The organism is Croceicoccus marinus (genome assembly GCF_001661675.2).
Lineage (GTDB): Bacteria > Pseudomonadota > Alphaproteobacteria > Sphingomonadales > Sphingomonadaceae > Croceicoccus > Croceicoccus marinus.
This window is the reverse complement of sequence record NZ_CP019603.1, coordinates 626395-650535: the sequence shown is the minus strand read 5'-3', so window position 1 is coordinate 650535 and position 24141 is coordinate 626395. Positions and strand designations below refer to the sequence as shown.

Sequence of the window (24141 nt, the reverse complement as noted above, 5' to 3'; positions counted from 1 at the left end):
CGCGCCGTCACATCGCCCAGACGGTCCAGTTGTACGTCACCGGCTGCCGCACCGTCCATACGCCCTGCGGGTCGAGCATCACCATCGCCGCCGGGACAAGGCGCGTATCCTCGTCGAACAGGCTGTCCTCGTCCATCTCGACCACGAAATTGGTGATCATGCCGCTTTCGGGATCGAACTGGATATCGTCGATCTCGCGCATCTGTCCGTCGGAGAAGGTAAGGTCGCTGCCCACGATCCGGCTGACCAGGCGGTCACCGGCTTCGGCGCGGGTCAGTTGCAGCTGTTCCTTGGCATAGGCGGAAGCCTCGCCATCGATGCGAAGGTCCAGGCCCGAGCCCACGCCGCGCTCGACCTCGATATTGTCCCACCGCACGAAGCCGTCCTCGGCGGTATAGACGTCATAGGGGAACGGCACTTCGTAAAGGACATATTCGACGGCGGTGCCCCGCGCGTTCAGCACGATGTCGCTGACATTGCCAAGCATGTTGAAGCCGTTGGTCACATCGCCGCTCATCATGCGCTGGGCGCTGACGGTTTCGTTCTGCGCCTGTCGCTGTGCCCAGTCCTGGGAGTTCGGGGCCTGCGCCATGGCAGGTCCGGCCAAGAGTGCGGCAGCGCCAATTCCCGCTGTCATCAATGCCTTGAGTGTCATGTCTGTATCCTTTCCGTGTTTACGTATCTCCTGCCGGCTCCGCCCTTTCGGGGGCACAACCACCCGGTTGTTCGATATGTGTCATGTGTTGAACCTACGACGCCCGGCGCGGGCAGTTCCCGATTCGGAAGGACTTGTTGGAGTCTTGCGGAAAGTGGACATGAAACAGGGGCTTGGCCCAATATTCTAAGGCCGCCTTGAACATAACAGCGAAGTGCGATCAGCGCACGATGGCAAAGCCGATCCGCAGGCGCGTAGTGTGGCGGTCATAATCCAGCAGGTTCTCGCCATAGCCCACGAATCCTTGGCCGAAGACATAGAGGTTGAGGTCGGTGTCGACGATCCGGTCGAGAGGATAGGACAATTCCCCCTCGACCGCGCCCTTGCCGCTGGAGAAGTTGAACCGGCTCTGCGTCGTCAGGCGAAGCCCGTCGTCTTGCCCCACTTCCAGGAACAGCCCGGTCGATCCGCGATAGCGCCGGATATCGGGATTATCCTCGAGGTCTCCGACATAGAAGAACAGGCGCGGCCCGACCGAGACGGTGTAGTCCCCCACATCGAACGTGCCGACAGGCTGCAGATAGACGGTATTGGCGCTGCGCGACTGCGCGCCGTCGCGCCCGTTGGATTCGTGCCGCACCCCCAGCTGTCCGCCCAGCGCCAGCCCATTGCTGACCTCGACCGCGGGTTGCAGGTAGAACAGCTCGGGCATGAAATCGATGTTGCGAAAGGGCGAGGAATCCGCGCCCAGGTCCCAGAACAGCCGCTGGGTATAGCCAAAATGCACGCCGTTCACGATCGGCGCATCGCCGCCGACAGCGCCCGCATCGCCGAACAGCTGGTATTTGAAGCTGATCTGCAACCGCGCATCGCTGTTGGTGCCGGGGCCATAGGCGGCATAGATCGGCTGATAGACCGACAGATTGCCCAGGAAAGCGTTTCCGCTCTCGGGCTGGGCCGATGGTACCGCGCTATCCGCCAGCGGCAGCCCCAGCGCAAGCCTGCTGCCCTCCCCGTCCTCGCCTCGCACGGCGGGAAGCGAGAACGCATAGGCCGGCGCCGCGCCGCCGAGCGAAAGCTGCATGTCGGCCCCCGCTGGAACCGCGCCGGGAAGCGCAAAGCTGCAGCTTGCCGTAGCGAATTGACCAGGTTCGATCCGAGCCGCGCCATCGGGACTGCACGTCAGTATCACGCGGTACTGCCGCTCGGCAGCGATCAGCGTGGCGTCGACTTGCGCGGGAACCTCCGCCGGCAAGGCGGCACCCGGGCCATCGGCGGCATTGATCACCGCGACCTCGACCGCGACCGACGAGGCATCCGCGCCCGGCGCGATCGATTCGACCAGCACGCGCGGCTGGGCAGCCGCTGGCACCGCCATCACGGCTGCTAGCGCCAATGTCGAACCGGCGGCGATACGCGGCAGGCGGGCGGGAAGGGACATTGTCATGGGGCGGGGCTTACCTTGGGTCGGAACTGGGTTCGAAACATGCAACGACCGCCATGCGGCAAGCATGGCGGTCGTTCAAGATTTCCGCCCTTGGGCATTCGCCCTTGGCGGGGCCTGCAGCGCCATGATGGCCGCGCAGACCCGCGGGGAAAGGGCGCTTCATCACATCGGCGACATGTCCGGCTCGCCGTCGTAATTGTCGTCCATCGTATCGGCCATGCCGTCGCCGGTCGTGTCCCATGCGTCGGGACGCATGTCCCTGTCGCGGTCCCAGGCATCCATGATGCCGTCGCCATCGGTGTCGATCGTGGGGGCCACCGTCTGCGGCACGGTCTCGCCAGCCGGGGGAACGGCGGGGCGATCGGGCATCGCGTCATTGTGCGGCATCGGCGTCGTCGGCGGACCCATCGTGTGGTCCATCGGGTTCATCGCCGGATCGGTGGGATTGTCGAGATTCGCCCGGTCCTCGTACGGCGGCAATGGCGACGTCGGCATGGTGTCGCGCGGATCCGCGGTATTGGGCAGCGAGCCCGGCATCGGTTCTTCCTGAGGCACGACCTGCGCCATCGCAGGCGTTACAAACATGGCAGCGCCAAGCAGGCTGCCGAAAAGCATCTTCGTGTTCATGGCATTCTCCTGTGGGTATATGTTTGCAACGAGCCGCACGGCAAGCAGTGCCGCCATATCGCCCAAGGCGCCCCCTGCCCGCGACGGGGCGAGGCCCGACGGGGTAATTGCGGGCGATCAGGCCTGTTTATGCGGCTGCTCCGGCCATTTCACCACTTCCCTGACCGGCGCCTTCCTTGCTGCCCTCGGCGCTTTCCGATCGCTTGCTGGCGACCAGCGTATAGAGCGCGGGGACAACGAACAGGGTGAACAGCGTCCCGATCGCCATGCTCACGCCCAGCACGAAGCTGATGGCGAAGCGGCTGTTCGCGCCCGGTCCGCTCGACGCGATCAGCAGCGGGACCAGCCCGATCAGCGTGGCGATGGTCGTCATCAGGATCGAACGCAGCCGCAGCGCCGCCGCCTTCTCCATCGCCTGCCGCCGGTCCGCGCCCTCGTCACGCTGGATCTGGTTGGCGAATTCGACCAGCAGGATACCGTGGCGAATGATCGACCCGGTCAGCGCCAGCAAGCCGATCTGGGTATAGATATTGGCGCTCACCACGCCCAGCGCGAAGAATACCAAGGCGCCGGCCAGGCTCATCGGCACGCTGACCAGCATGACCGCCGGATCGCGAAAGCTTTCGTACTGGGCGGCCAGGGTCAGGAACACCAGGATCACCGCCAGCCCGAATGCCAGCGCGATATTCGATCCCTCCTCGACAAACTGGCGCGACTGGCCCGCGTAATCGACGGAGTAGCCCTGCGGCAGGCTTTCCGCCTCGCCCTGCAGGAACTCGATCGCCTCGCCGATGGAAACGCCCTCGGCCGGGACGCCCGACAGGATCGCGGCATTCAGCTGGTTGAACCGGCTGAGCGCACTGGGCCGCACATCGGTCGTGATCGTGGCAAAGGCGCTAAGCGGCACCAGAGTTCCGCCCGCCTCGCTCACCCCCTGCCCCGGCGGCCCGTCCGGATTGGCGCGGACGTAATAGTTCTCAAGCTGCTCGGGATGCAGGCGGAACTCGCGCTCCACCTGCGGGATCACGCGGTAGCTGCGCTCGTTCAGGCTGAAATAGTTGACATAACCCTCGGACAGCATGGTCGAGAGGTCCTGCCCCAGCCGGGCGATGTCGACGCCCAGCGCGCTCGCCTTCTCGCGGTCGATCTCAAGCTCGCCCTGCAGCCGGTCGAAGGTGAGGTCGCTGTCGATGAACTGGAACAGCCCGCTGGCGTTCGCGGCTTGCACGATGCGCTCCGACTGCTCCAGGATCGCGCGCGGCTCGTCGATCGAGGCGATGACGAACTGCACCGGCGGCCCGCCCCCGCCGCCCGGCAGGGTGGACGGCGAGATTACCGACACCTGCAGCCCGGCGACCTCCTGCACCGCGGCGTTCAGCTCGGGCTGCAGCTCCTGCTGCGTATGCTCGCGCTCGCCCCAGTCCTTCATTACCGCACCCGCGAACGCGCTGCCGCCGCCCTCGCCCGCGTTGTTGGCAAAGGCCAGATCCACCGAATCGAAGCCCGCGACGATGTCGACCAGCTGCGCCGTCCAGCGCTCCAGCTGGTCGATGGAGATATTGGGATCCGCCTCGGCCGAGACGATGAGGAAACCGTCGTCCTCGGGCGGGGCCAGCTCGCGCTGCGCCGAGCTGTAGAGGAACCAGCAGCTGACCAGGATCCCCCCCCCCACTGCGAGCACCACCCAGCGCGCATCCAGCGCCTTGCCCAGCAGCCGTGCATAGATCGTGCTGGTCCGGCGAAATCCCCGGTCGACCCAGCGCGCGATGCCCTTCTTGTCGCCGCTGTGCGGCTTCAGCACCTTGGCGCACATCATCGGCGACAGGGTCAGCCCGACGATACCGCTCATCAGCGTGGCGCCCGCGATGGTATAGGCGAACTCCGTGAACAGGCTGCCCGTCAGCCCGCCGATCAGCCCGACCGGCAGGAACACCGCCAGCACCACCACGTTCATCGCCACGATCGACGACGCCAGCTCCTTCACCGTGTTCTTGGCGGCAAGGTCGGGGTCCTCACCCTCCTCGATATGGCGCATCGCGTTCTCGACGATGACCACCCCGTCGTCGACCACGGTCCCGATGGCCAGGATCAGCGCCAGCAGGGTCAGCAGGTTGATCGAATAACCCAGCATGTTCATGATGAAGAACGCGCCCACGATCGACAGCGGCATGGCGATGACGGGCACCAGGGCCGAGCGCCACGACCCCAGGAACAGCAGGATCACCACGGTCACGATGGCCAGCGCCTGCCACAGCGCGCTCACCACCTCGTCGATGCTGGAATCGATGGCGACGGTCGCGTCATAGACGATGGTGCCGCTGGTCCCGGCGGGCAGGTCCTCCTGCAGCCTCGGGAACAGCTCGTTCACCTGCTCGATGGTGGACAGCAGGTTCGCCTCGGGCGCGACCTCGACCTCCATGAACACGGCGGGTCGGCCGTTGATGAAGGTGGAACTGCCATAGCCCTCGGACCCCAGCGCAACTTCGGCGATGTCCTCAAGCCGGACCAACGCGTTGCCGTTCTGCCGCACGATCAGCCGCTGGAACACATCGACATCGTCGATGCTGGTCCCGGCGTTCAGCGGCAGGGAAAAGGTCGATCCCCGGGTCTGCCCGATGGCGGCAAGATAGTTGCTGCTGGCCAATGCCTGCTGCACGTCGGACGGCGCGACGCCCAATGCGGCCATTCGCCTCGGATCCAGCCATACGCGCAGGGCCAGCGTCTGCGCGCCCTGGATGCGCGCCTGCTGGATGCCGTCGATCGTCTCGATCCGCGGGCGGATCGCGCGATTGAGGAAATCGGTCATTTCCGCCGGGGTCAGGTTTTCCGACTGGAATGCGATATACATCGCATCGGTCTCGGCCTCGCTCGTCACATAGACGATCGAGTTCTCCGCCTCGGGCGGAAGCTGGTTCGACACCTGGTTGATCTTGGTCAGGATCTGCGCGACCGCGTCGTTCGGGTCGTAGTTCAGCTCAAGATAGGCCTGGATGCTCGACTGGCCCTGCGTACTGGTCGATTGCAGGTAGTCGATCCCCTCCGCCTCGGATATCGCCTGTTCCAGCGGGGTGGTGATGAAGCCGCGCACCAGTTCCGCATCCGCGCCGATATAGGGCGTGTTGATGTTGATCGTGGCCGACGTGATCTCGGGAAACTGCCGCGTGGTGAGCGAGGTGATCGACTGCAGCCCCAGCAGCAATATGACCAGGCTGACCACGCTGGCCAGCACGGGCCGTTCGACGAAGCGGGTGAGGAAGCGCATCATGGCCGGCGCGGCACCCGCTGTGCGCCCTTCAGCGCGTCGCGCTCGACGATGCGGACCGGCGCGCCGTCCTCCAATTTCAGCTGGCCGGCGGTGACCACGCGCATCCCCGGCTCGATCCCCTCGGTGATCTCGGTATAGAGCCCGCGCGTCTCGCCCACTTCGACGAACACCGCGCGCGCGACCAGCTGCGGGCGGTCCCTGCCGCCTTCGCCGTTCCGGGGCTCGGAACCGCCGTCCTGCCGATCATCGCCGCTGCCGAACAGGCCGGACAGGAAGCCGCCGTCATCCTGCGACTGGTGGCGCTGCTGGCGGCGCCGTGCCATTTCCTCCTCGCTCAGCCGGTCGATGACATAGATCAGGTCGCCATAGGCATTGCGGGTCAGCGCGGTGGTGGGCACCGCCACCACCTCGCGCGAACCGGCAAGGTCGATGGTGACGTCGGCGAACATGCCGGGCCGCAGCGCGCGATCCGCATTGGGCAGCGTCGCCTGCACCTGGACCGACCGGGTCCGCTCGTCGATGTCGGGATCGATGGCGGTGATGCGCCCGGTGAAGATCCGGTCGTCGAATGCCGCGCTGCGGACCGAGATCGGCAGCCCCTCGTCGATCTGGCGCAGCGCGCGTTCGGGAAGCTCGAAATTGACATAGATCGGCGTCAGCTGCTGCAGCGACACGATCGGCGTTCCGGGCGAGACGAATTCGCCCAGGCTCACCTGCCTGATGCCCAGCATGCCCGAAAACGGCGCGTCGATGCGCTTCTTCTCGATCACCGTGCCGACCTGGCGGACCTGCGCGGCCAGGTTCTGCCATTCGGCGCGCGCGGCTTCCAGCTCGGCTTCCGATGTAGCCCCGCGTTCGATCAGCCTTTGCGCGCGTTCATAGGCAAGCCGCGCGGCACCGCGCTGCGCGACCAGGGCGGCCTGCTCCGCCTGCTCGGTGGTGTTGTCCAGCCGCACCAGCGTGCGCCCGGCGCGGGTGCTGGTGCCGTTGCGAAATCCGATGTCCGACACGATGCCCGCCACCTCCGTCGTCACCTCGACGCCCTGGATCGCCTCGACCGTGCCGACCGCGGTCAGCTCGCCGCTCCAGACCCGTGCTTCCGCCTCAGCCGCGGACACGGCGGCGACCGGGGGGCCGCCCTGCTGCTGATCATCGTCGCCGCCGCCGCCGCAGAACGCCACCAGCAGCGTCAACAGGACCAGTATGCCCACCGCCAGCCAGAAGCGGCGGCGGTGCCAGAAATCCTGCTCGCCTTCCTCCGGCGCCTTGTCGTCATTGCCGGCGCCGGGCTCCATTCCCTCGGGCGGCGGCAGGGCGGGGTGTTCCTCTGGCGCGGGCAGGCCGGGGCGTCCGTCGATCATTCGTTCGCTCACAGCCCCTCCTCCGGTATGCGCCCGGCCTCAAGCTCGGCATGGGTGTAATCGAGATATTCGCGCGCCGAGATGCCCGCCAGCTCGGCATCGCCAAGCGGTCCCGACCCCAGCGCCGCGAACAGCGCCGCCGTGTCCTGGAAGCGGCTGGCGATGGCATCGATATAGGCAAAGCGCGCTTCTTCGTACCGCCGCTGGATGGTCAGGACATCGATCTGGCTGATCGCCCCCTCGGCGCGGCGAAAGCGTGCCAGTTCCAGGCTTTCGCGCGCCGCTTCGAGCGCCGTTCGCTGGTCCGCCAGTGCCGCGGCGTCGTTCTCAAGCGCGCGGATCCCGTCCGCCACCTCGACGAACGCACCCAGCACCTGCCCGCGGTACAGCGCCAGCGCTTCCTGATAGGCTGCCACCGCCACGTCGACCTCCGCCTCGCGCCGCCCGCCGTCGAACAGCGGCGCGAACAGCCCCGCGCCCAGGTTGAACACCGCATCGGGCGCTGCCAGCGCCAGCCCGCCCGCGCCGCCGAACAGCCCGAACCCGGCATCCAGCGTCAGGTTGGGATACAGGTCCGCCGCCTCAACCCCGATCTCGGCGCTGCGGCGCGCCAGCAGCGCCTCGGCAGCCAGTATGTCGGGCCGGGTGCGAACCAGCCGCGACGGCAGGCTGATCGGCACGGCCTCGGGCAGGCGCAGATCGGCCAGCTCGACGCGCGGGATCTCCGCTTCGGCAGGGGGCGATCCGATCAGCAGGGCCAGCCGGTTGTCCGATGCCGCCAGCTGCGAGCGCAAGGGCGGAATGGTCGCGCGCAGGGCCGCCACATCGGCCAGCTGCGTCACCAGGTCGGCGCGGGCGTCCGCGCCTTGCTCGACGCGGATGCGCGCCAGTTCGATGCTTTCGTTCTGGCCCGCGATCAATTGCTCGCGCGCCTCGATCTGCGCGCGCAGCGACGCGGATTCCAGCGCTGCGCTGACGATATTGCCGATCAGCGCCAGATAGGCGGCCTGCAATTCCTGCGCCTGCCTGCGGTATTCGGCGGCGGCGGCTTCCACGCGCCGCCTGTTTCCGCCCGCCAGGTCGAGGTCATAGGACACGCTCGCTCCGGCGGTATAGACGGTGAACGCCTCGGCCCCGAAGCCCTGACCGCCTGCTTGCCCGCCACCCTGACCGCCTGCTTGTCCGCCGCCACCTTGGCCCGCGCCCTGCCCGCCTCCGCCGCCGCTGCCATAGGATGCCGATCCGCTGGCCCCCAGCTGCGGCACCAGCAGCCCGCGCTGTGCCCGCAATTGCGCCTCCGCCCCACGCAGCCGCGCGCGCGAGGCTGCGAGGTCGGGGCTACCCGCAAAGGCCCGCTCGATCAGCAGGACCAGTTCGGGCGAACCGAACCAGTGCCACCAGCCACGCGGCAGGTCTGCTCCGGGAAGGAAATATTGCGCATCCCCCGCCAGCCCGTCCGCCGCCTGGGTCGCGGCCGGCGTTCGGCCCGAGACATAGTCACGCGGCACGGCGGGATCGGGTCGCTCGAAATCGGGACCGGCCATGCACCCCGCCAGGGCGAGGCATGCGATTGGACCGAAGAGATGCGGTTGGATTGCGATAAGCGAAGCCCTGAACTGACGTTACAGCGCGTCAGCACTGCCTGCCCACCAATGTCCTCAACAGGACAGGCCCGCATCGGTTCCCGCGCGATATCACCCCGCCGCCCGCCGCCACGCACCCAGCAGCAGCGCGCGGTACAATCGGTCCTTCACCCCGCCGCCGATCTCCAACCGGTCGAGCGCGGCGCGTTGATCCGCATCCGGTTCCGCGAAAAGCCCCGCGGCGAAGGTGCGTGCCAGCGCGGTTTTCGAACGGCCGCACTCCTTCAGAAACGCCAGCGCGCGCAGGGCGGTGCGCTCCGCATGGGTGAAATCGCTGCCGAAGGGGAAGTCGGGAAAGAACCCCTCCGCGCGCGGTTTCGCCAGCAGGTCGCGCAATCGTTCGGGCCGGTTGCCGCCGGTATGCGGTTCGGCCCCCTTGCCCAGCTTGCCCGCCTTGCGCGCCCTTGCGGCCAGTCCGCCGGCAAAGCGGTAATCCGCGATGGCGGCCATGCGCTCGATGCATTCGGCATCGCTTGCGCCCTTCAGCCAGGCTACGCCATATTCGGTCACCACCACGTCGCGCATGTGGCGCGGGATGGTCGTGCGGTCCAGTTGCCAGACGATGTTAGGCTCGGCCTTGCCGTCCTTGATGCGATGCGAATGGATCAGCATCACCGAATTCGCGCCGCGCAGCGCCAGCGCCTGTTCGACGAAATCATGCTGCCCGCCGACCCCGCTGACCACCCGGCCATCGCTCAGCGTGTCCGATTGCGCCGCGCCCAGCACGTCGATCTTCATCGCGTTGTTGAGGAAACGCGCATGCGGCCGGTCGGCCCGCTTGGCGTCCTCGTCTCCGTAAAGCGCATTGGTGAACGATACCGGGGTCATGTCGAAATCGCGCCGCCGTTCCTCGGGCATCGCTTTCAGCCGGTCCAGAAAGTCGCGCGACCCGGCAAAGAACGCGCTGTGCAGCACATGGCCGCTGGCCGAACGGCGCTTCAATATCCCTGCGTCATACAGGTCCAGGAAACCGTCGACGAACATCTCGCTCGACGCATAGAGCCCCTCCTCGAACGGAGCCGTCTCGCGTTGCTCGTCGGTGACCTGCGCCAGCAATTCGCGGAACAGCGAATTGTGCCGGTGCCGCAGGATCAGCGCGTATGTCACTGCATCACCCAGCGATCCTATGCCGATCTGCAGCGTGCCGCCGTCGCGGACCAGGCTGGCGGCATGCAGCCCCGCGACATAATCGGCGGTGCCTACGGGATTGCGCGGCACGGTGAACACCGGGAACTCGGCCGATGGATCGTCGAGGATCGCGTCGAAATCATCGGCGTACAGTTCCGCGCTGCCCGGCATGAACGGCAAGTCGCGGTTCACCTGCCCCACGAACAGGAATTTCTCCCCCGCCTCGCGCCGCGCCGTCAGTTCGGGCAGCACGTCCAGCGTGATGTCTGGGTTGGACGACAGGCTGTAGCGCGGCCGAGGCCCGCTTTCGTCCACCGCGATCAGCTGGGCGAGCAGGTTGATCGGACGCTTCAATATGATGTCGGGCGCGACCGATGTGTAATTGACGCTGGTGTAATGCTGCTGGACCGCGGCGTTCGACAGCCACTTGCCCGAATTGACGAAGAATTCCGACACATGGACATTGGCGGGCAGGCCGCCGCCGCGCAGCGCCTCGGCATAGGCCAGTTCGACATATCCGCCGAACACGCGCTCGACGAATGGCTCCAGCATCCGCGCCTCCAGGTCTGAGGAAGCACGCGGGCGTTCCAGCGTCAGCGCCGTCAGGATCTCCAGTCGCAGCGCCGGATCGGCCTTTGCCCGCGCGAACAGCGCATTGGCCACATGGTTCGCCTTGCCGATGCCCAGCGGCAGTCCGGTCACGATCTCGGGGCCGAGTGCCTCGATGATCCACCCGGCCAGCGCGTCGGCATCGGCGAAGCGGCGCATCAGTCCCTGGCCTTGCGCCACCACGCGCTGGGCCTGAAGCGCGGCCCATGCTCGCTCTCCAGCCGGTCGAGCGTATTGGCGATGTTCCCGAAGCCGCGCGATTTCGCATAATGCATCGGCCCGCCAAGGAACGGCGCGAAGCCGGTGCCGAAGATCATCGCCGCATCGGCGCTGTCCGCATCCTCGACCACGCCCTCGTCGATGGCAAAGGCGACCGCATCCAGCATCGGCAGGATCAGCCGCTCGCCCAGTTGCGGCGTGACCGGACCGTCGACCCGGTCCTTCTGAGGCTCGCCATCGGAATCGTATTCGTACAGGCCCTTGCCGGACTTCTTGCCCAGCTCCCCGCGCTCGACCTTGTCGCGCAGCCAGGCGGGCACTTCGGGCATCGGCCGGTCGAGGTCGCGCGCCAGCGAATCCGCGACCGCAAGGCAGATGTCCAGACCAACCTGGTCGGCCAGCTCCACCGGCCCCATCGGCATGCCGAATTCCTCGGCGGTCTCGTCGATGCGCTCGCACTGGATGCCTTCGTCGATCATCAGCAGCGCTTCGCCCAGATAAGGCATCAGCGCCCGGTTGACGAGGAAGCCGGGCGAGGCCGTGACCGGCAGCGGCAGCTTGCCGATGTCGCCGACGAATTGCTGCGCGGTCTCGAACGCTTGCGATGCACTGCCGTCGTGGCGGACGACTTCGACCAGGTCCAGTTTCGACACCGGGTTGAAGAAATGGATGCCGACGAAGCGTTCGGGCTTCTTCAGATGTTTCGCCAAATCATTGAGGTTCAGGCTGGAGGTATTGGTCGCGATCACCGCGTCCGGCTTCGCCTTCTCCTCGATCCGGGCATAGATGGTGGCCTTCAGCTCGGGCTTCTCCGGCGCAGCCTCGATTATAAGGCCGGCATGTCGCGCGCCCTCGCCGTGAAGATCGGGGGTGAAGCGGTCCTTCGCGCGCAGCAGTTCGGCACCGTGCAGCTTGCGGTCGAACAACTTGAACGCCTTCGCCACCGCCTTGCCCAAAGCCTCGCGGCTGGGGTCCTGGATCGTCACGTCGATGCCCTTCAGGGCGCACCACGCGCCAATTTCCGCCCCCATCGTGCCCGCGCCGACGACATGCACGCGGGTGATGCCGGAATCGCCCTTGCCGTTCTGCTGAGGCCGCTGGCGCAGGAAGAACACGCGGATCAGGTTCTGCGTCGTCTCGGTCGGCAGCAGCCTGGCGAAGGACGCATGTTCCGCCTCCAGCATGTCGTGCAGCGAACCGCCGTGCTTCTCCCACAATTCGATCAGCGCATAGGGGGCGTCGTAATGCTCGCTGGGGGCCTTGTCCTCGGTCTGCTTGCGCATCTGCGCGGCCATCGCCCTGCGCGCCGGATAGAAATTCATCGCCGTGACCGCCGCGCCGCCGCCGCGCCTCTCCAGCCTGCCGTCCACCGCCGTGTCGACCGCATTGGCGATATTGCGTTCGGCGACCACCGCGTCGACGAAGCCCAGCTTCTTCGCCTTGCGTGCATCGACCGTCCTGCCGGTCAGCATCAGCTTCATCGCTTCCAGCGGGCTGATCCGGTGGGTAAACCGCGCCGTGCCGCCCAGCCCCGGATGCAGCCCGACCAGCACTTCCGGAAAACCCAGCGACGCATCTTCCCGCGCCACGATGAAATCGCACGCCAGCGCCAGTTCCAGCCCGCCTCCCACGCAGGCGCCATGCACCGCCGCGATGGTCGTGGGCTTCAGTGCGGCGATCCGGTCGATCACCGCATTGGCCTCGTCGATCCGGGCGCGGATCTCGCTCTCGGTCTCGATACCCTGGAACTGCTTGAGGTCGGCGCCGGCCGCAAAGCCCGAACGCTTGGCAGAGCGGAAGACCACCGCCTTCCAGTCGCCCTTCTCCACCTCGTCCAGCAGGCCGTCCAGCTCGCGCAGCACCGCTTCGTCCAGCGTGTTGGTCGAGGCGTCCTGCTTGTCGAGGATCAGCCAGATGCGCTGGCCTTCCTCATGCGTCAGCCAGTGCGTACCGCGCGTGCCCTCGGTACCGGTCAGCGGCTTGGGCGAGAGATAATCCTTCGCGCTCGTCATAGTCTTGTCACCCATCAGAGCACCTCCACCAGCATCGCTCCGCCCTGCCCGCCGCCGATGCATTCGGTGGCGATGCCGCGCTTGCCGCCGGTGCGGCGCAAGGCATTGACCAGATGCAGCACGATGCGCGTGCCGCTGGTGCCGACCGGATGGCCCAGGCTGACTGCCCCGCCGTCGATGTTCAGCTTGTCCCGCTCGACCCGCCCCAGCGCGGTATCGAGGCCCAGCACCTCGCGGCAGAAATCCCCGTCTTCCCAGGCGGCAAGACAGGAAAGGACCTGCGCGGCGAAAGCCTCGTTCAATTCCCACAGGTCTATGTCGCCAAGCGACAGCTCGGCCCGCTGCATCAGCGGGGTCGAGGACAGGACCGGCCCAAGCCCCATGATGTCGGGCGCCAATGCGGCCCATTCGCTGTCCAGGATGCGCGCGATCGGTGTCAAACCGTGTTCCTCCACCGCCTTTCCCGAGGCGAGGATCATCCAGCACGCGCCATCGGTCACCTGGCTCGAATTGCCGGGGGTGACATCGCCGTATTGCTCGAACACCGGCTTCAGCCCGCCAAGCTGTTCCATGTTGCTGTCAGGCCGCACGCCGTCGTCATGGTCGTAGACGGTGCCGTCAGGCGCGAACATCGGCTCGACCTCGTCGTCCAGCCAGCCTTCCTCCTGCGCCTGCGCAAGACGGCGGTGGCTTTCCATCGCATATTCGTCGGCCTGCCAGCGGCTGATGCCGAAGCGGTGGGCCAGCACCTCGGTCGTCTGTCCCATCGCAAGGCCGGAGACGGGATCGGTCAGCCCCTGTTTCAGCCCGATCTCGGGCGAGAGGAAGGACGGCTTGAAATCGGTCAGCGCCTTGGCCCGGTCGGCAGCGCTCTTCGCGCCCTGGAACGCGGCGAGCCATTCGGTCGCCTCGTCCGACAGGATCAGCGGGGCACGGCTCAACGCCTCGGTCCCGCCGGCGAGCACCAGGTTCATGTCGCCATGCGCGATATTGCGAAACGCCTCATCCAGCGACTGCATGCCCGACCCGCAATTGCGATGCACCGTATAGGCGGGCATCGCATCGCCGCATCCCATGCGCAGCGCCGCGACGCGCGCGACATTCATCTCGCCCGCGATCTGGTTCGCGCAGCCAAGGATCACCTCGTCGAACGCATTGCGCGGGAATTTCTGGCGCATCAGCAGCGGCCTGCCGCATTGCACGGCAAGGTCGGCAGGGCTGAAAGGTCCGGGCTTGCCGCGCGCCTTGATGAAGGGCGTGCGAAGCCCGTCGATCACATAGACTGGACGAGCTTCAGATCGGGCTGCTCTGGTGATGGCTCCTGCTCCTCTTCCGGGACGACCAGACCGCGAAGGTCCTTAGGGTCGAAATCATCGGTGGCGACCACGATGGCGACGGCTTCTTCCGCTTCTTCCAATGCTTCGCGTTCGGCGTCGTTCAGCGCTTCCGCGCCATGTTCCTTGCGTTTGTCGCGCAGCCTCTGCGTCCGCTCGACCAAGTCGAGCGCACGTTCCAGGTCGGCGACCGGCCCCGGCCCGACATGTACGCCGCAAGCGATGCGGTCGCGCTGCGCGCCGCTGGACAGGATCGCGTCGGCGCATGCGAAAATCACCTCGTCGCTGGGGCCGCGCGGATGGCTGCGGAACGGCATGGCGACCGCGCGCATCACCTTGTCGAGCACCGGCACCGGAAAATTGACGAAGATCGCGTCGAAGCGGTCCTCGATCCGCTGGAAGCCGGTTTCGCAGCACCATTCGACCAGCGGCAGATCCTCGTCGAGACAGCCGTCGTCCTCCCAGCGCTTCAGAACCGCACTCAACAGATAGAGTTCGGACAATATGTCGCCATAGCGGGCCGAGATCGCTTCCTTGCGCTTCAGCGTGCCGCCCAGCGAGATCAGCGCCACTTCGGCGCAGGTCGCCAGCGCCGCGGCATAGCGGGAAAGCTGCTTGTAATAGCCCTTCACCTTGCCCGCGCCGCCGCCATCGGCAAGCTTGCCCGCGGTCCAGCCATTGCCGAAGCTGCTGGCCAGGTTCCTGATGATATGCCCGGCATGCTTCCAGACCACCTCGTCGAAGGCTTCCAGCCCGTCCTTGCCGCCCCGTTCCAGCGCGACGACTTCCTTCAGCAGATAGGGATGGTCGCGCATGGCGCCCTGGCCAAAGATGATCAGGCTGCGGGTCACGATATTCGCGCCCTCGACCGTGATGCCCACGGGGACCGAGCGATAGACATTGCCGAAATAGTTCTTCGGCCCGTCGATGATCGTCTTGCCGGCATGGATGTCCATGGTGTCGTCGACCGCCTGCCGCATGCGATAGGTGGCATGCGCCTTCATGATGGCCGACACGATGGATGGGTGATGTCCCTGGTCCAGCCCCGCGCAGGTAAAGCGGCGCGCGGCCTCAAGCTCGTACGCGATGCCCGCGATGCGGCCCAGTCGCTCCTTGATCCCCTCGAACTTGCCGATGGGGATGCCGAACTGCTCGCGGATGCGCGAATAGCCGCCCGCCGTCCGCGCGGCCAGACATGCCGCCGCCGTCGCCAGAGAGGGCAGCGAGATGCCCCGCCCCGCCGCCAGCGCTGCCATCAGCATCTTCCAGCCCTGCCCGATCTGCTCGCGCCCGCCGATGATCGCGTCGATCGGCACGAACACGTCCTTGCCGGTCACTGGCCCGTTCTGGAACGCCTGCATCGACGGGATATGCCGCCGCCCATGCTCGACGCCGGGCGTATCGGTGGGGACCAGCGCGACGGTGATGCCGGGGTCCTCGACATCGGACAGCAGATGGTCCGGATCGAACAGCTTGAACGCCAGCCCCAGCACGGTCGCGACGGGCGCCAGCGTGATATAACGCTTGGCAAAAGTGATCGAGATGCCGAGCACTTCCTTGCCGTCCACGGTCCGCTTGCACACAACGCCCCGGTCGATCATCGCCGAGGCATCCGATCCGGCCTCGTTGCTGGTTAGCGCGAAGCAGGGAATCTCGCGCCCGTCGGCAAGGCGCGGCAGGTAATGGTCCTTCTGCTCGTCCAGCCCGAACTGCATCAGCAATTCGCCGGGGCCGAGCGAATTGGGGACCATCACCGTCACCGCTGCGGTCACCGAACGGCTGGAAATGCGCTTGTTCACCTCGCTATGGGCAAAGGCGCTGAAGCCAAGGCCGCCATATTCCTTGGGAATGATCATCCCGAAGAACTTGTTTTTCTTAAGGAATTCCCACACCTGCGGCGACAAATCCATGTTCACGGACGAAATCTGCCAGTCGTCCAGCATGTCGCACAGCTGTGCGACCGGTCCGTCGATGAAGGCCTGCTCCTCCTCGGTCAGCGAGGCGGGGGCCATGTCGCGCATCTTCTCCCAGTCGGGCGATCCGCTGAACAGGTCGGCATCCCACCAGGTATCGCCCGCTTCCATCGCTTCGCGTTCGGTGGCGGAAAGCGAGGGCAGGCTGCCCTTGGCCCATTGAAAAATGGGCTTGGACAATAAGTTGCGGCGGATTGTTTCGATCATGACAGGCTCGTTTCGGCCAAGGGACGCAATGGGGGCTGTCCCTAGGTAATGGGTCAAAACAGCGAAGGTTCCGCCCGCGGGCATGGCCGCCCGACCGCCTGAAAACGCCGGGGGGAACGGTGAACGGCGTGTGGGGTTCAGATTCATGATGCGCGACCGGATCGCCGATCGCCGCCCTCGCTCCCGAACGTCCACGCTTCACAACAGGGATACCGAACCTCATGACCAGAGCCTCGCTGCGTGAAATCCGCGCCCGCCATCTTGCCGCCCTGCCCGCTATCCTGATCGCGGCCGCTGCCACGTCGGCCGGCGCGCAGGCGCCCGACCAGCCCAACCAGGTCGAATCCATCGCCACCGACGACACCTATATCTCGGTTGTCGAAGTCGCGAAGGGTCTCGACACGCCTTGGGGCATGAGTTTCCTGCCCGACGGGCGCATGCTGGTGACCGAACTCCCCGGCGATCTTGTGATCGTATCGCCCGATGGCACCGTCTCCGCTCCACTGTCCGGCGTGCCGAGTGTCGACACCAAGGGGCAGGGCGGGCTGATGGACGTGGCGCTCCACCCCGATTTCGCCAGCAACCGCATGGTCTATCTCTCTTTCGCCGAACCCGGTCCGAACGGAACCGCGGGAACGGCGCTGGGACGCGGGATGCTGACCGGCGACCGGCTGGAAGGGTTCGAGGTGATCTGGCGGCAGGAACCCAAGGTCGAGGGTCCCAATCATTACGGCAATCGCATCGCCTTTGGCCCCGACGGCAAGCTGTTCCTGGCGCTGGGCGAACGGTTCAAGTTCGGCCCCGCGCAGGACCTGTCGAACACGCTGGGCGTGACCGTGCGGCTGAACGATGACGGTTCTATCCCGGCAGACAATCCCTTCGTGAACCAGCCCGAGGCGAATGACGCGATCTGGTCCTATGGCCACCGCAACATCGAGGCTGCCGTCATCCATCCCCAAACCGGCGCGCTGTGGGTGGCCGAGATGGGCCCGCTGGGCGGCGACGAGCTGAACGAAATTCGCCCCGGCGCGAATTACGGCTGGCCGGTGGTCAGCTGGGGCATCAACTATGACGGGGTCGAGATTCCCGACCCCACCGAATATCCCGAATACGCCGACGCCGCTCATGTGTGGAGCCCGGTGCGATCCCCGTCGGGCATGATCGTCTATACCGGCGAGATGTTCCCGCAGTGGCAGGGCGACATATTGTTCGGCTCGCTCTCCGCCGGCGGGGTCGAGCGTGTCGACATGGAAGACGGCGCGATCGCGGGGACGCAGTTCATCCCGCTTAACACCCGCATCCGCGAGGTGGAGCAGGGACCGGACGGCGCGGTCTATCTGCTGACCAATGCCAGCGGCGAGAGCAAGGGCGCGGTCTGGCGCTTCGAGCCGATGGAACTGCGCCCGGCCTCAGCCGATGACGGTCGCAGCGGACCCGGCGCGCGCTGACCCACCGGCCGCCTGAATGGGGCAGCGTCAGCCGCCGAGCAGCGCTTCCCCATCCAGCGCGACATGCACCGGCAGGCGGGCGAAGCAATCGCTCGCCGCCATTGTGCCACCCGTAAAGGCGATGCGCGTGTCGGCCCAGTAATCCGCGCCCGGCACCGGCCTTTCCGCACCCACCATCGCATCGCCGCAGCGCAGCGCGAAGGCGCAGGATAGGAGCTGGCCTTCTTCCTGGCGTTCGAACGCCAGGACGCGATCCGCTCTTGCTCCCTCGACCTTGACCATACGATAGGAATGGCCCGCAAACAGCGCGGGTGCGTCCCGCCGGGCAGCCAGCAGCTGCGCGATCAGGTTCAGCTTGGGATGCGAAGCCGGATCGTCCAGCATCCGCTGCCTCAAATCATAGTCAACCGGGATGCGATTATCGGGATCGACCAGACTGTAATCGGGCAGTTCGGTGCCTTGATAGGTGTCCGGCACCCCCGGCACCGTCAGCCGCAGCGCCGTCTGCACCAGCGAGTTCGACAGGCTGGCAGCCGCTGTCTCGCGCACGAAGCCATAAAGCCCGCGCGCCAGCCCTCCGCCGGGTGAAAGGGCCTTATCGATCAGGGCCTTGCAGCGCGCTTCGTAGTCGCCGTCTGGCTCGGTCCAGCTCGATCGCAGCTTGGCTTCGCGCAGCGCCTTTTCCTGCCATCCGGCCATGCGCCCGGCAAAACGGGCGAGCCCTGCCACGTCGTCTGGCGCAAGATCGTCCGGCCACGCGCCGAACAGCGATTGCCACAATATATAGCGGTCGGCGGGGTGCACATCGCCAAAGTCCGATGCCGCAAGCGCATCCCATTGCCGCACGCGCTGCTGCCAGATTTCGGGGATCGCGCTCAACACCGCAAGCCGCGCGCGCGTATCTTCGCCGCGCTTGTGGTCGTGGGTCGCGGTCGTCAGCATCGCATGCGGGAACTGCGCCGCGCGGGCAGCACAGGTCGTGTGGAAATCACCCGCATCCATCGCGAAATGCGCCGGGTCGAAGCCCACGTCGGTGCGCGAAAGCAGCAGCCCGTGGCGGTAGAACGCCGTGTCCTCGACCGCCTTTGCCGCGATCGGGGCGGACAATTGCTGGAAGCGGGCCACCGCTTCGGCCGCAAGAGCCGCATCGCCGCCGCCGCTGCCCGCCAGCCAGTCCAGAACCGCGTCGACCACATGCGTCTCGCCCGGCGGGATCAGCGGTTCCACCCGTTCGCGCACCAGATCCCGCGTCCGCTCGTCGGTGGGGGGCGCATCGCTGCCGGTGCCATAGGTGCGATAGACCGGAAACACCCAAAGCAGCCGTTCCAGCGCGCGCCGCAGCATCGAACGGCTGAACGCGGCGGTGGGCGGAGAGGATTCCGCCAGCGCGGCGAACGCATCGATGCAGCGGTCGAACTGGCTGGCGAACGCCCATGCCAGCATGTCCTGCCGCGCCTGCAATTCCTCTTCGTGAAACGCCGCGGTCCGGCCCGAGAATTGGGTCCACAGCGCCGCCAGCGGCTCCTCCCCCGCGGGATCGTGCAGCACCGCAGAGGCATCCTCCATGAAATCATAGCCGCTGGTGCCGTCGATGCCCCAGCCTTCCGGCATCGCCTCGCCGGGGCCCAGGATCTTCTCGACCACGATCCACGCCGGGCCCGGCGGAGCGGCGGTATCGCGCTCCTCTTCCTCGAACCGGCGGCGCAGCTTCTTGCAATAGGCTGCGGGATCGACCAGCCCGTCGACATGATCGATCCGCACCCCGTCGATCAGCCCCTCGCGCCACAGCCGGAAATAGAGCGCATGGGCAGCCTCGAACACCTGCGGATCCTCGACCCGAAGCCCCGCCAGATCGCTGATGGTGAAGAAGCGCCGCCAGTTCAGCTCGTCATCGGCAAGCCGCCACCAGCATAGCCGGTAATGCTGTTTTTCCAGCAGCGCGGCCAGGCCCGCCGTGTCGCCCGCCGCGGGAAGATCGCTGCGGGTTTCGGGCGCCAGCGGAACCCGGTGTTCGCCATAGATGCACAGCTCTGGCTGGAATCCGCTGCGGTCGATCACGATCTGCCCATCCGCCAGCACCTCCTCCAGCGGAGCGCCCAGGATCGGCAGCAGCAGCCGCTCGCTCCAGTCGATGTCGAAGAAGCGGGCGTATTCGCTGCCCTGCCCGCGTGCCAGCACGTCGTTCCACCACGCATTGCCGCCGCCCGCGACGCCCATGTGGTTGGGCACGATATCGATGATCAGCCCCATGCCCCGCGCCCGCAGCGCCTCGACCAGGCTGCGCAGCGCATCCTCGCCCCCAAGCTCGGGGTTCACGGTCGTCGGGTCGACCACGTCATAGCCATGGGTCGATCCCTGCCGCGCGGTGGTGATGGGCGAGGCATAGACATGGCTGATGCCCAGCCGGTCCAGATAAGGCACCAGCGCCTCGGCCCGGTGAAACGGGAAGTCGCGGTTGAACTGAAAGCGATAGGTGGCGCGCGGGATCATCTGCGTATCCTGTCGATGGCCTGGATGCGCGCGGCGATGTCGGGCCGCTGCAGCAGGGATGTGCTGTCGGCAGGCATGCGCCTGCGCCAATTGGGGTGTTCGTCGATAGTGCCGGGAAGGTTGGGCTGCTCGGTCACGCCCACGACATCCTCAAGCGGCACGATCGCCAGCTTGCAGGCCGCCTGCGCGACATGGCTGGCGGCGGCATCGACGACGCGCTGCGGTTCGTCGGCGGCGGGCTGCGGACCGGTGGCCGCGCCCGATTTCGACAGGGCCGACCACAGTTCCGTGCGGTCCTCGTCACGCGCGGCGCGGTCCTGCGCCTCGCTGCGGTCGGGGTCGTGGCGGCCCAGCCTGCGGCTCCAGTCGATGTCGCGCCCGGTCCACCAGCCCGCGACCGTGAAGATGTCATGCGTGCCGGTCATCGCCGCCGCCTGATCGGGCCACTGGGCGGGCGGGACATAGGACCCGTCCTTCCCGCGCTCGAACCACATGACCCGCATGCCCAGCACGTTGCGCGCCGAAAGCTGCGGGCGCAGCCCCTCGGGCACGGTGCCCAGATCCTCGCCGATGACGATGGCGCCTGCGCGGTGCGATTCGATGGCCAGGATGCGCAGCATGTCCGAAAGCGGAAGGGTAAGATAAACGCCGTTCGCCGAGCTTTCGCCATGCGGCACCACCCACAGGCGGCCCAGCCCCAGCACATGATCGATCCGCACGCCGCCCGCATGGTCCAGCGCGGCGCGCAGCGTGGCGATGAAGCCGGCAAAGCCAGTGCGTTTCAGCGCACGGGGGGAAAAGCCGGTCAGCCCCCAGTCCTGCCCCTGCGGCCCCAGCGGATCGGGCGGCGCACCGATGGAGAGCCCCTCCAGCATATCCTCGCGCCGGGACCACGCATGGCTGCCGCCGCCGTCCATCCCGACCGCCAGGTCGGCGATCAGCCCGATCGACATGCCGCCCCGCCGCGCCGCATCCTGCGCGGCGTCGAGGCTGGCGGCGGCCAGCCACTGGGCAAAGGCGTAGAAGTCGACATCCTCGCGGTGCCGGGCAGCAAAGAGGGCGACCGCGTCCGACGAGGGATCATGGTATTCCTGCGGCCAGTCCTGCCAGCCCCGCGCGCCATCGGGGAAATGATGCGCGAACAAAGCGTCGAAGATAGCGTGGCGCTCCAGTTCCTCGCCCCGGTCGGCGCGCCATGCGGCGACCTTGGCGCGGATCTCGTCGCTGCACCCATCGAACGCGCGGCGCAGTTCGGCCAGGCGGCGCGGGATCGCGGCTTCCCAGTCGATCAGATCGCCTTGCGGCACCGGCGTCACCTGCCCCCCCACCAGCGATGGATCGCCGAACATGATGTTGAGGAACAGCCTGCTCGACGGCGCATAGGGGCTGAAGCGCGAAGGATCGGCGGGGAACAGCGCGTGCACCGGGCTGATCGCCAGCGCATCGGCCCCGGCCTGCGCGAAGCCTTCGACCGCGGGCAGCAGGCTGCCGAAATCGCCGAAGCCGCCCTGCCTTTCGTCGCGCAGCGAGGGAAGCTGCACCGATGTGCCCCACGGACGCGCACGCGTGCCCACATCTCCCGGGCCCAGGCAGCGCGGCGGCGCGATGGCCAGCGTGATCTGGCGATCACCCGCGATCAGCCGGTGATAGCCGGTCTGCCGAAGCGCGGGCAGCGCCGTGCCCACGATCCGCGCGCTCAGCGTCTCGCCGTTTTCCAGAACGATCCGCGCCGCACCCGCATCGGCCCAGCTTTCGGGCAGGGTAATCGCCTGCCCCGCATCGGCGGATACGAAGCGGCAGTCCGCCGCATCCTGTTCGCAGCGGTCCAGGCTGGTGCCGATCTGCGCTTCCGTCTCGGCCGGATAGCCCAGCGCCGCCAGCACTTGCCGCAGGCTGTCGTCCGACACGCGCTGCGCTTCGCCGGTGGCGTCCTCCCAGTCGATCTGCAGCCCTGCCTTGCGGGCCAGACGATGCAGCGCCCCGGTCATGTCAGCCAGGCTGCGAAGCTGGCGGGATCGCCCGGCTCGCCCAAGGCATGAAACGGCTGGCCGACATCGGGGAAGCGCACCTTCTCGTCGCCGATATTGATCGCCATCGTCAGCTGCGCGCCGTCGCCCATGCGCCAGCGGGCGCTGACCGCGCCCCCACCTGGCACATCGGCACCCAGCACATCGGCGCCAAGGCCTGTGGTGCCCAGCAGGCGCGGCACGATCCGCTGGTGCCGCAGCGCCAGCAGTTCGGCATAGAATGCGCGCCATTCATCGGCATCCGCGCCCGGTTCTGGGCGAGAGGTGTCGAAAGTGGCCCGCGCGTTGGGATCGGGGATCCTCTCGCGCGCCTCGGCATCGGCGAAGGCGGTGAAGCGGGCGAATTCGCGGCGGCGGCCGTTCCGAACGGCATCGGCCAGGTCGTCATGGAAATCGGTGAAGAACAGGAACGGCGATCGGCTGCCCTCCTCCTCGCCCATGAACAGCAACGGGATCTGGGGGGCCAGCAGCAGCAGCGCGGTCGCCGCGCGCAATTTCGCTTCGCTGGTCAAATGGATCAATCTCTCGCCCATCGCGCGATTGCCGACTTGGTCGTGGTTCTGCAGGAACGACACGAAGCGCGTCGCGGGCAGATGCGCGCTGGGCGTGCCGCGCGGATGGGCGCCATCGCCGGGCGGAGTCTCACCCTGATAGACGAAACCCTCGGCCAGGCAGCGGGCCAGCCGCCTGGTCGGATTGTCGGCAAAGCCCTCGTAATAGCCCTCGGTCTCTCCGGTCAGCATCACATGCAGCGTGTTGTGGAAGTCGTCGTTCCACTGCGCATCGTACAGGCCGGGCACCAGCCGCGCCGCGTCATTCTCCTCGTTCTCGAGCACCAGATGGATCTGCCGGTCGGGCAAGGCCGAGCGCAGCTTGCGCGCCATGCCGTCGAGGAAGGCGCTGTCGCCGATCGCATGCACCGCGTCGAAGCGCAGCCCGTCGAAACCGTAGTCGCGCAGCCACATCAGCGCATTGTCGATGAAGAACCGCCGCACCGGCGACAGCGAAACCGCCACCGCCCCGCCCCAAGGCGTATCCGCCTCCCTGTCGAAGAACAGCGACGCATAGCTGCCTAGGTAATTGCCGTCCGGCCCGAAATGGTTGTACACCACGTCGAGCATGACCATCAGCCCCAGATCGTGCGCGCGGTCGATCAGCGCTACCAGATCCTCGGGCGAGCCATAGGCCTCGGCTACCGCATAGGGCAGCACCCCGTCATAGCCCCAGCCGCGCGTGCCTCCGAAGGCGCCGATCGGCATCAGCTCGATCGCGGTGATGCCCATCTCGGCCCACTGCGGCAGGCGTTCGGCCACGCCCGCGAAGCCGTCCAGCACGCCGGCGTGGACTTCCATGACCACCGCTTCTTCCCACGGGCGGCCCTTCCAATCGGCATCGCGCCTGGCGAGAGGCGTTAGCCGGGTCAGCACGCTCCATGCATGCACGCCGCCGTCCTGCGCCCGCGAGGCGGGATCGGCCACCGCCAGATCCTCGTCCAGCCGGAAGCGATAGCGCGCGCCGGGTTCGGCCTTGGTCTCAAGCTCGAACCAGCCGTTTTCGCCGCTGCGCATGGCATGCGAGGGGCCGTCCCGGAATTCCAGCGCGACTTCGTCGCGGTCGGGGGCCCACAGGCGAAAGCAGACGCGCCCTTCGTCCAGGATTTGCGGGCCCCATGCCGGGCTCGGCTCGTTCATCAGCG

14 protein-coding genes are annotated in these 24141 nt (G+C 67.0%); 1 reads left to right on the top strand and 13 read right to left on the bottom strand.

Translation table 11 applies throughout. The features are described from left to right. Positions 1–7: 7 nt before the first annotated feature. From A9D14_RS17055 to A9D14_RS17010, 10 genes are all read right to left on the bottom strand, one after another. Positions 8–655, bottom strand: a complete 648-nt coding sequence (locus A9D14_RS17055) for a hypothetical protein (protein WP_157668293.1) — start codon at positions 653–655, stop codon at positions 8–10. Between the two features lie 220 nt (positions 656–875). Then, complete coding sequence (locus A9D14_RS17050) at positions 876–2102, bottom strand: phospholipase A (RefSeq protein WP_232469021.1); 1227 nt, start codon at positions 2100–2102, stop codon at positions 876–878. 162 nt (positions 2103–2264) lie between these two features. Then, complete coding sequence (locus A9D14_RS17045) at positions 2265–2729, bottom strand: hypothetical protein (RefSeq protein ID WP_157668292.1); 465 nt, start codon at positions 2727–2729, stop codon at positions 2265–2267. A 127-nt stretch (positions 2730–2856) separates the two neighbouring features. Beyond that, positions 2857–5994, bottom strand: coding sequence for an efflux RND transporter permease subunit (locus A9D14_RS17040; RefSeq protein ID WP_332459788.1), 3138 nt, complete (start codon positions 5992–5994; stop codon positions 2857–2859). Further along, entirely contained in the window at positions 5991–7367 is a 1377-nt protein-coding gene (locus A9D14_RS17035; protein WP_066850549.1) for an efflux RND transporter periplasmic adaptor subunit, read from the bottom strand. The genes A9D14_RS17040 and A9D14_RS17035 overlap by 4 nt, the downstream gene beginning before the upstream one ends. Next, complete coding sequence (locus A9D14_RS17030) at positions 7364–8899, bottom strand: efflux transporter outer membrane subunit (RefSeq protein WP_066850547.1); 1536 nt, start codon at positions 8897–8899, stop codon at positions 7364–7366. The genes A9D14_RS17035 and A9D14_RS17030 overlap by 4 nt, the downstream gene beginning before the upstream one ends. Before the next feature lie 150 nt (positions 8900–9049). Next, positions 9050–10894: an acetyl-CoA hydrolase/transferase C-terminal domain-containing protein gene (locus A9D14_RS17025; protein ID WP_083988175.1), complete on the bottom strand. Its 1845-nt coding sequence runs from the start codon at positions 10892–10894 to the stop codon at positions 9050–9052. Continuing rightward, positions 10894–12981 carry a 3-hydroxyacyl-CoA dehydrogenase NAD-binding domain-containing protein gene (locus A9D14_RS17020; RefSeq protein ID WP_066850545.1) on the bottom strand — a complete coding sequence of 696 codons (2088 nt, stop codon included), beginning with the start codon at positions 12979–12981 and terminating at the stop codon, positions 10894–10896. Before A9D14_RS17020 ends, A9D14_RS17025 begins: the two co-directional genes overlap by 1 nt. Continuing rightward, the gene (locus A9D14_RS17015) at positions 12981–14243 is read right to left on the bottom strand and encodes an acetyl-CoA C-acetyltransferase (protein ID WP_415877359.1); all 1263 of its coding nucleotides are present in this window, start codon (positions 14241–14243) and stop codon (positions 12981–12983) included. The genes A9D14_RS17020 and A9D14_RS17015 overlap by 1 nt, the downstream gene beginning before the upstream one ends. Then, the gene (locus A9D14_RS17010) at positions 14240–16480 is read right to left on the bottom strand and encodes an acyl-CoA dehydrogenase (RefSeq protein ID WP_066850541.1); all 2241 of its coding nucleotides are present in this window, start codon (positions 16478–16480) and stop codon (positions 14240–14242) included. The genes A9D14_RS17015 and A9D14_RS17010 overlap by 4 nt, the downstream gene beginning before the upstream one ends. A gap of 221 nt (positions 16481–16701) precedes the next feature. Between A9D14_RS17010 and A9D14_RS17005 the strand changes: the two genes are divergently transcribed. Next, the gene (locus A9D14_RS17005) at positions 16702–17928 is read left to right on the top strand and encodes a PQQ-dependent sugar dehydrogenase (RefSeq protein ID WP_066850539.1); all 1227 of its coding nucleotides are present in this window, start codon (positions 16702–16704) and stop codon (positions 17926–17928) included. 27 nt (positions 17929–17955) lie between these two features. On the opposite strand, the gene treY is transcribed toward A9D14_RS17005, so the two are convergent. Genes treY through treZ form a run of 3 tightly spaced genes read right to left on the bottom strand, consistent with a single transcriptional unit; the run spans position 17956 to position 24136 of the window. Beyond that, positions 17956–20418 carry a malto-oligosyltrehalose synthase gene (gene treY, locus A9D14_RS17000; protein WP_066850537.1) on the bottom strand — a complete coding sequence of 821 codons (2463 nt, stop codon included), beginning with the start codon at positions 20416–20418 and terminating at the stop codon, positions 17956–17958. Next, positions 20415–22406: a 4-alpha-glucanotransferase gene (malQ, locus tag A9D14_RS16995; RefSeq protein WP_066850535.1), complete on the bottom strand. Its 1992-nt coding sequence runs from the start codon at positions 22404–22406 to the stop codon at positions 20415–20417. Before malQ ends, treY begins: the two co-directional genes overlap by 4 nt. After that, complete coding sequence (treZ, locus tag A9D14_RS16990) at positions 22403–24136, bottom strand: malto-oligosyltrehalose trehalohydrolase (RefSeq protein WP_066850533.1); 1734 nt, start codon at positions 24134–24136, stop codon at positions 22403–22405. Before treZ ends, malQ begins: the two co-directional genes overlap by 4 nt. Positions 24137–24141 lie beyond the last annotated feature (5 nt).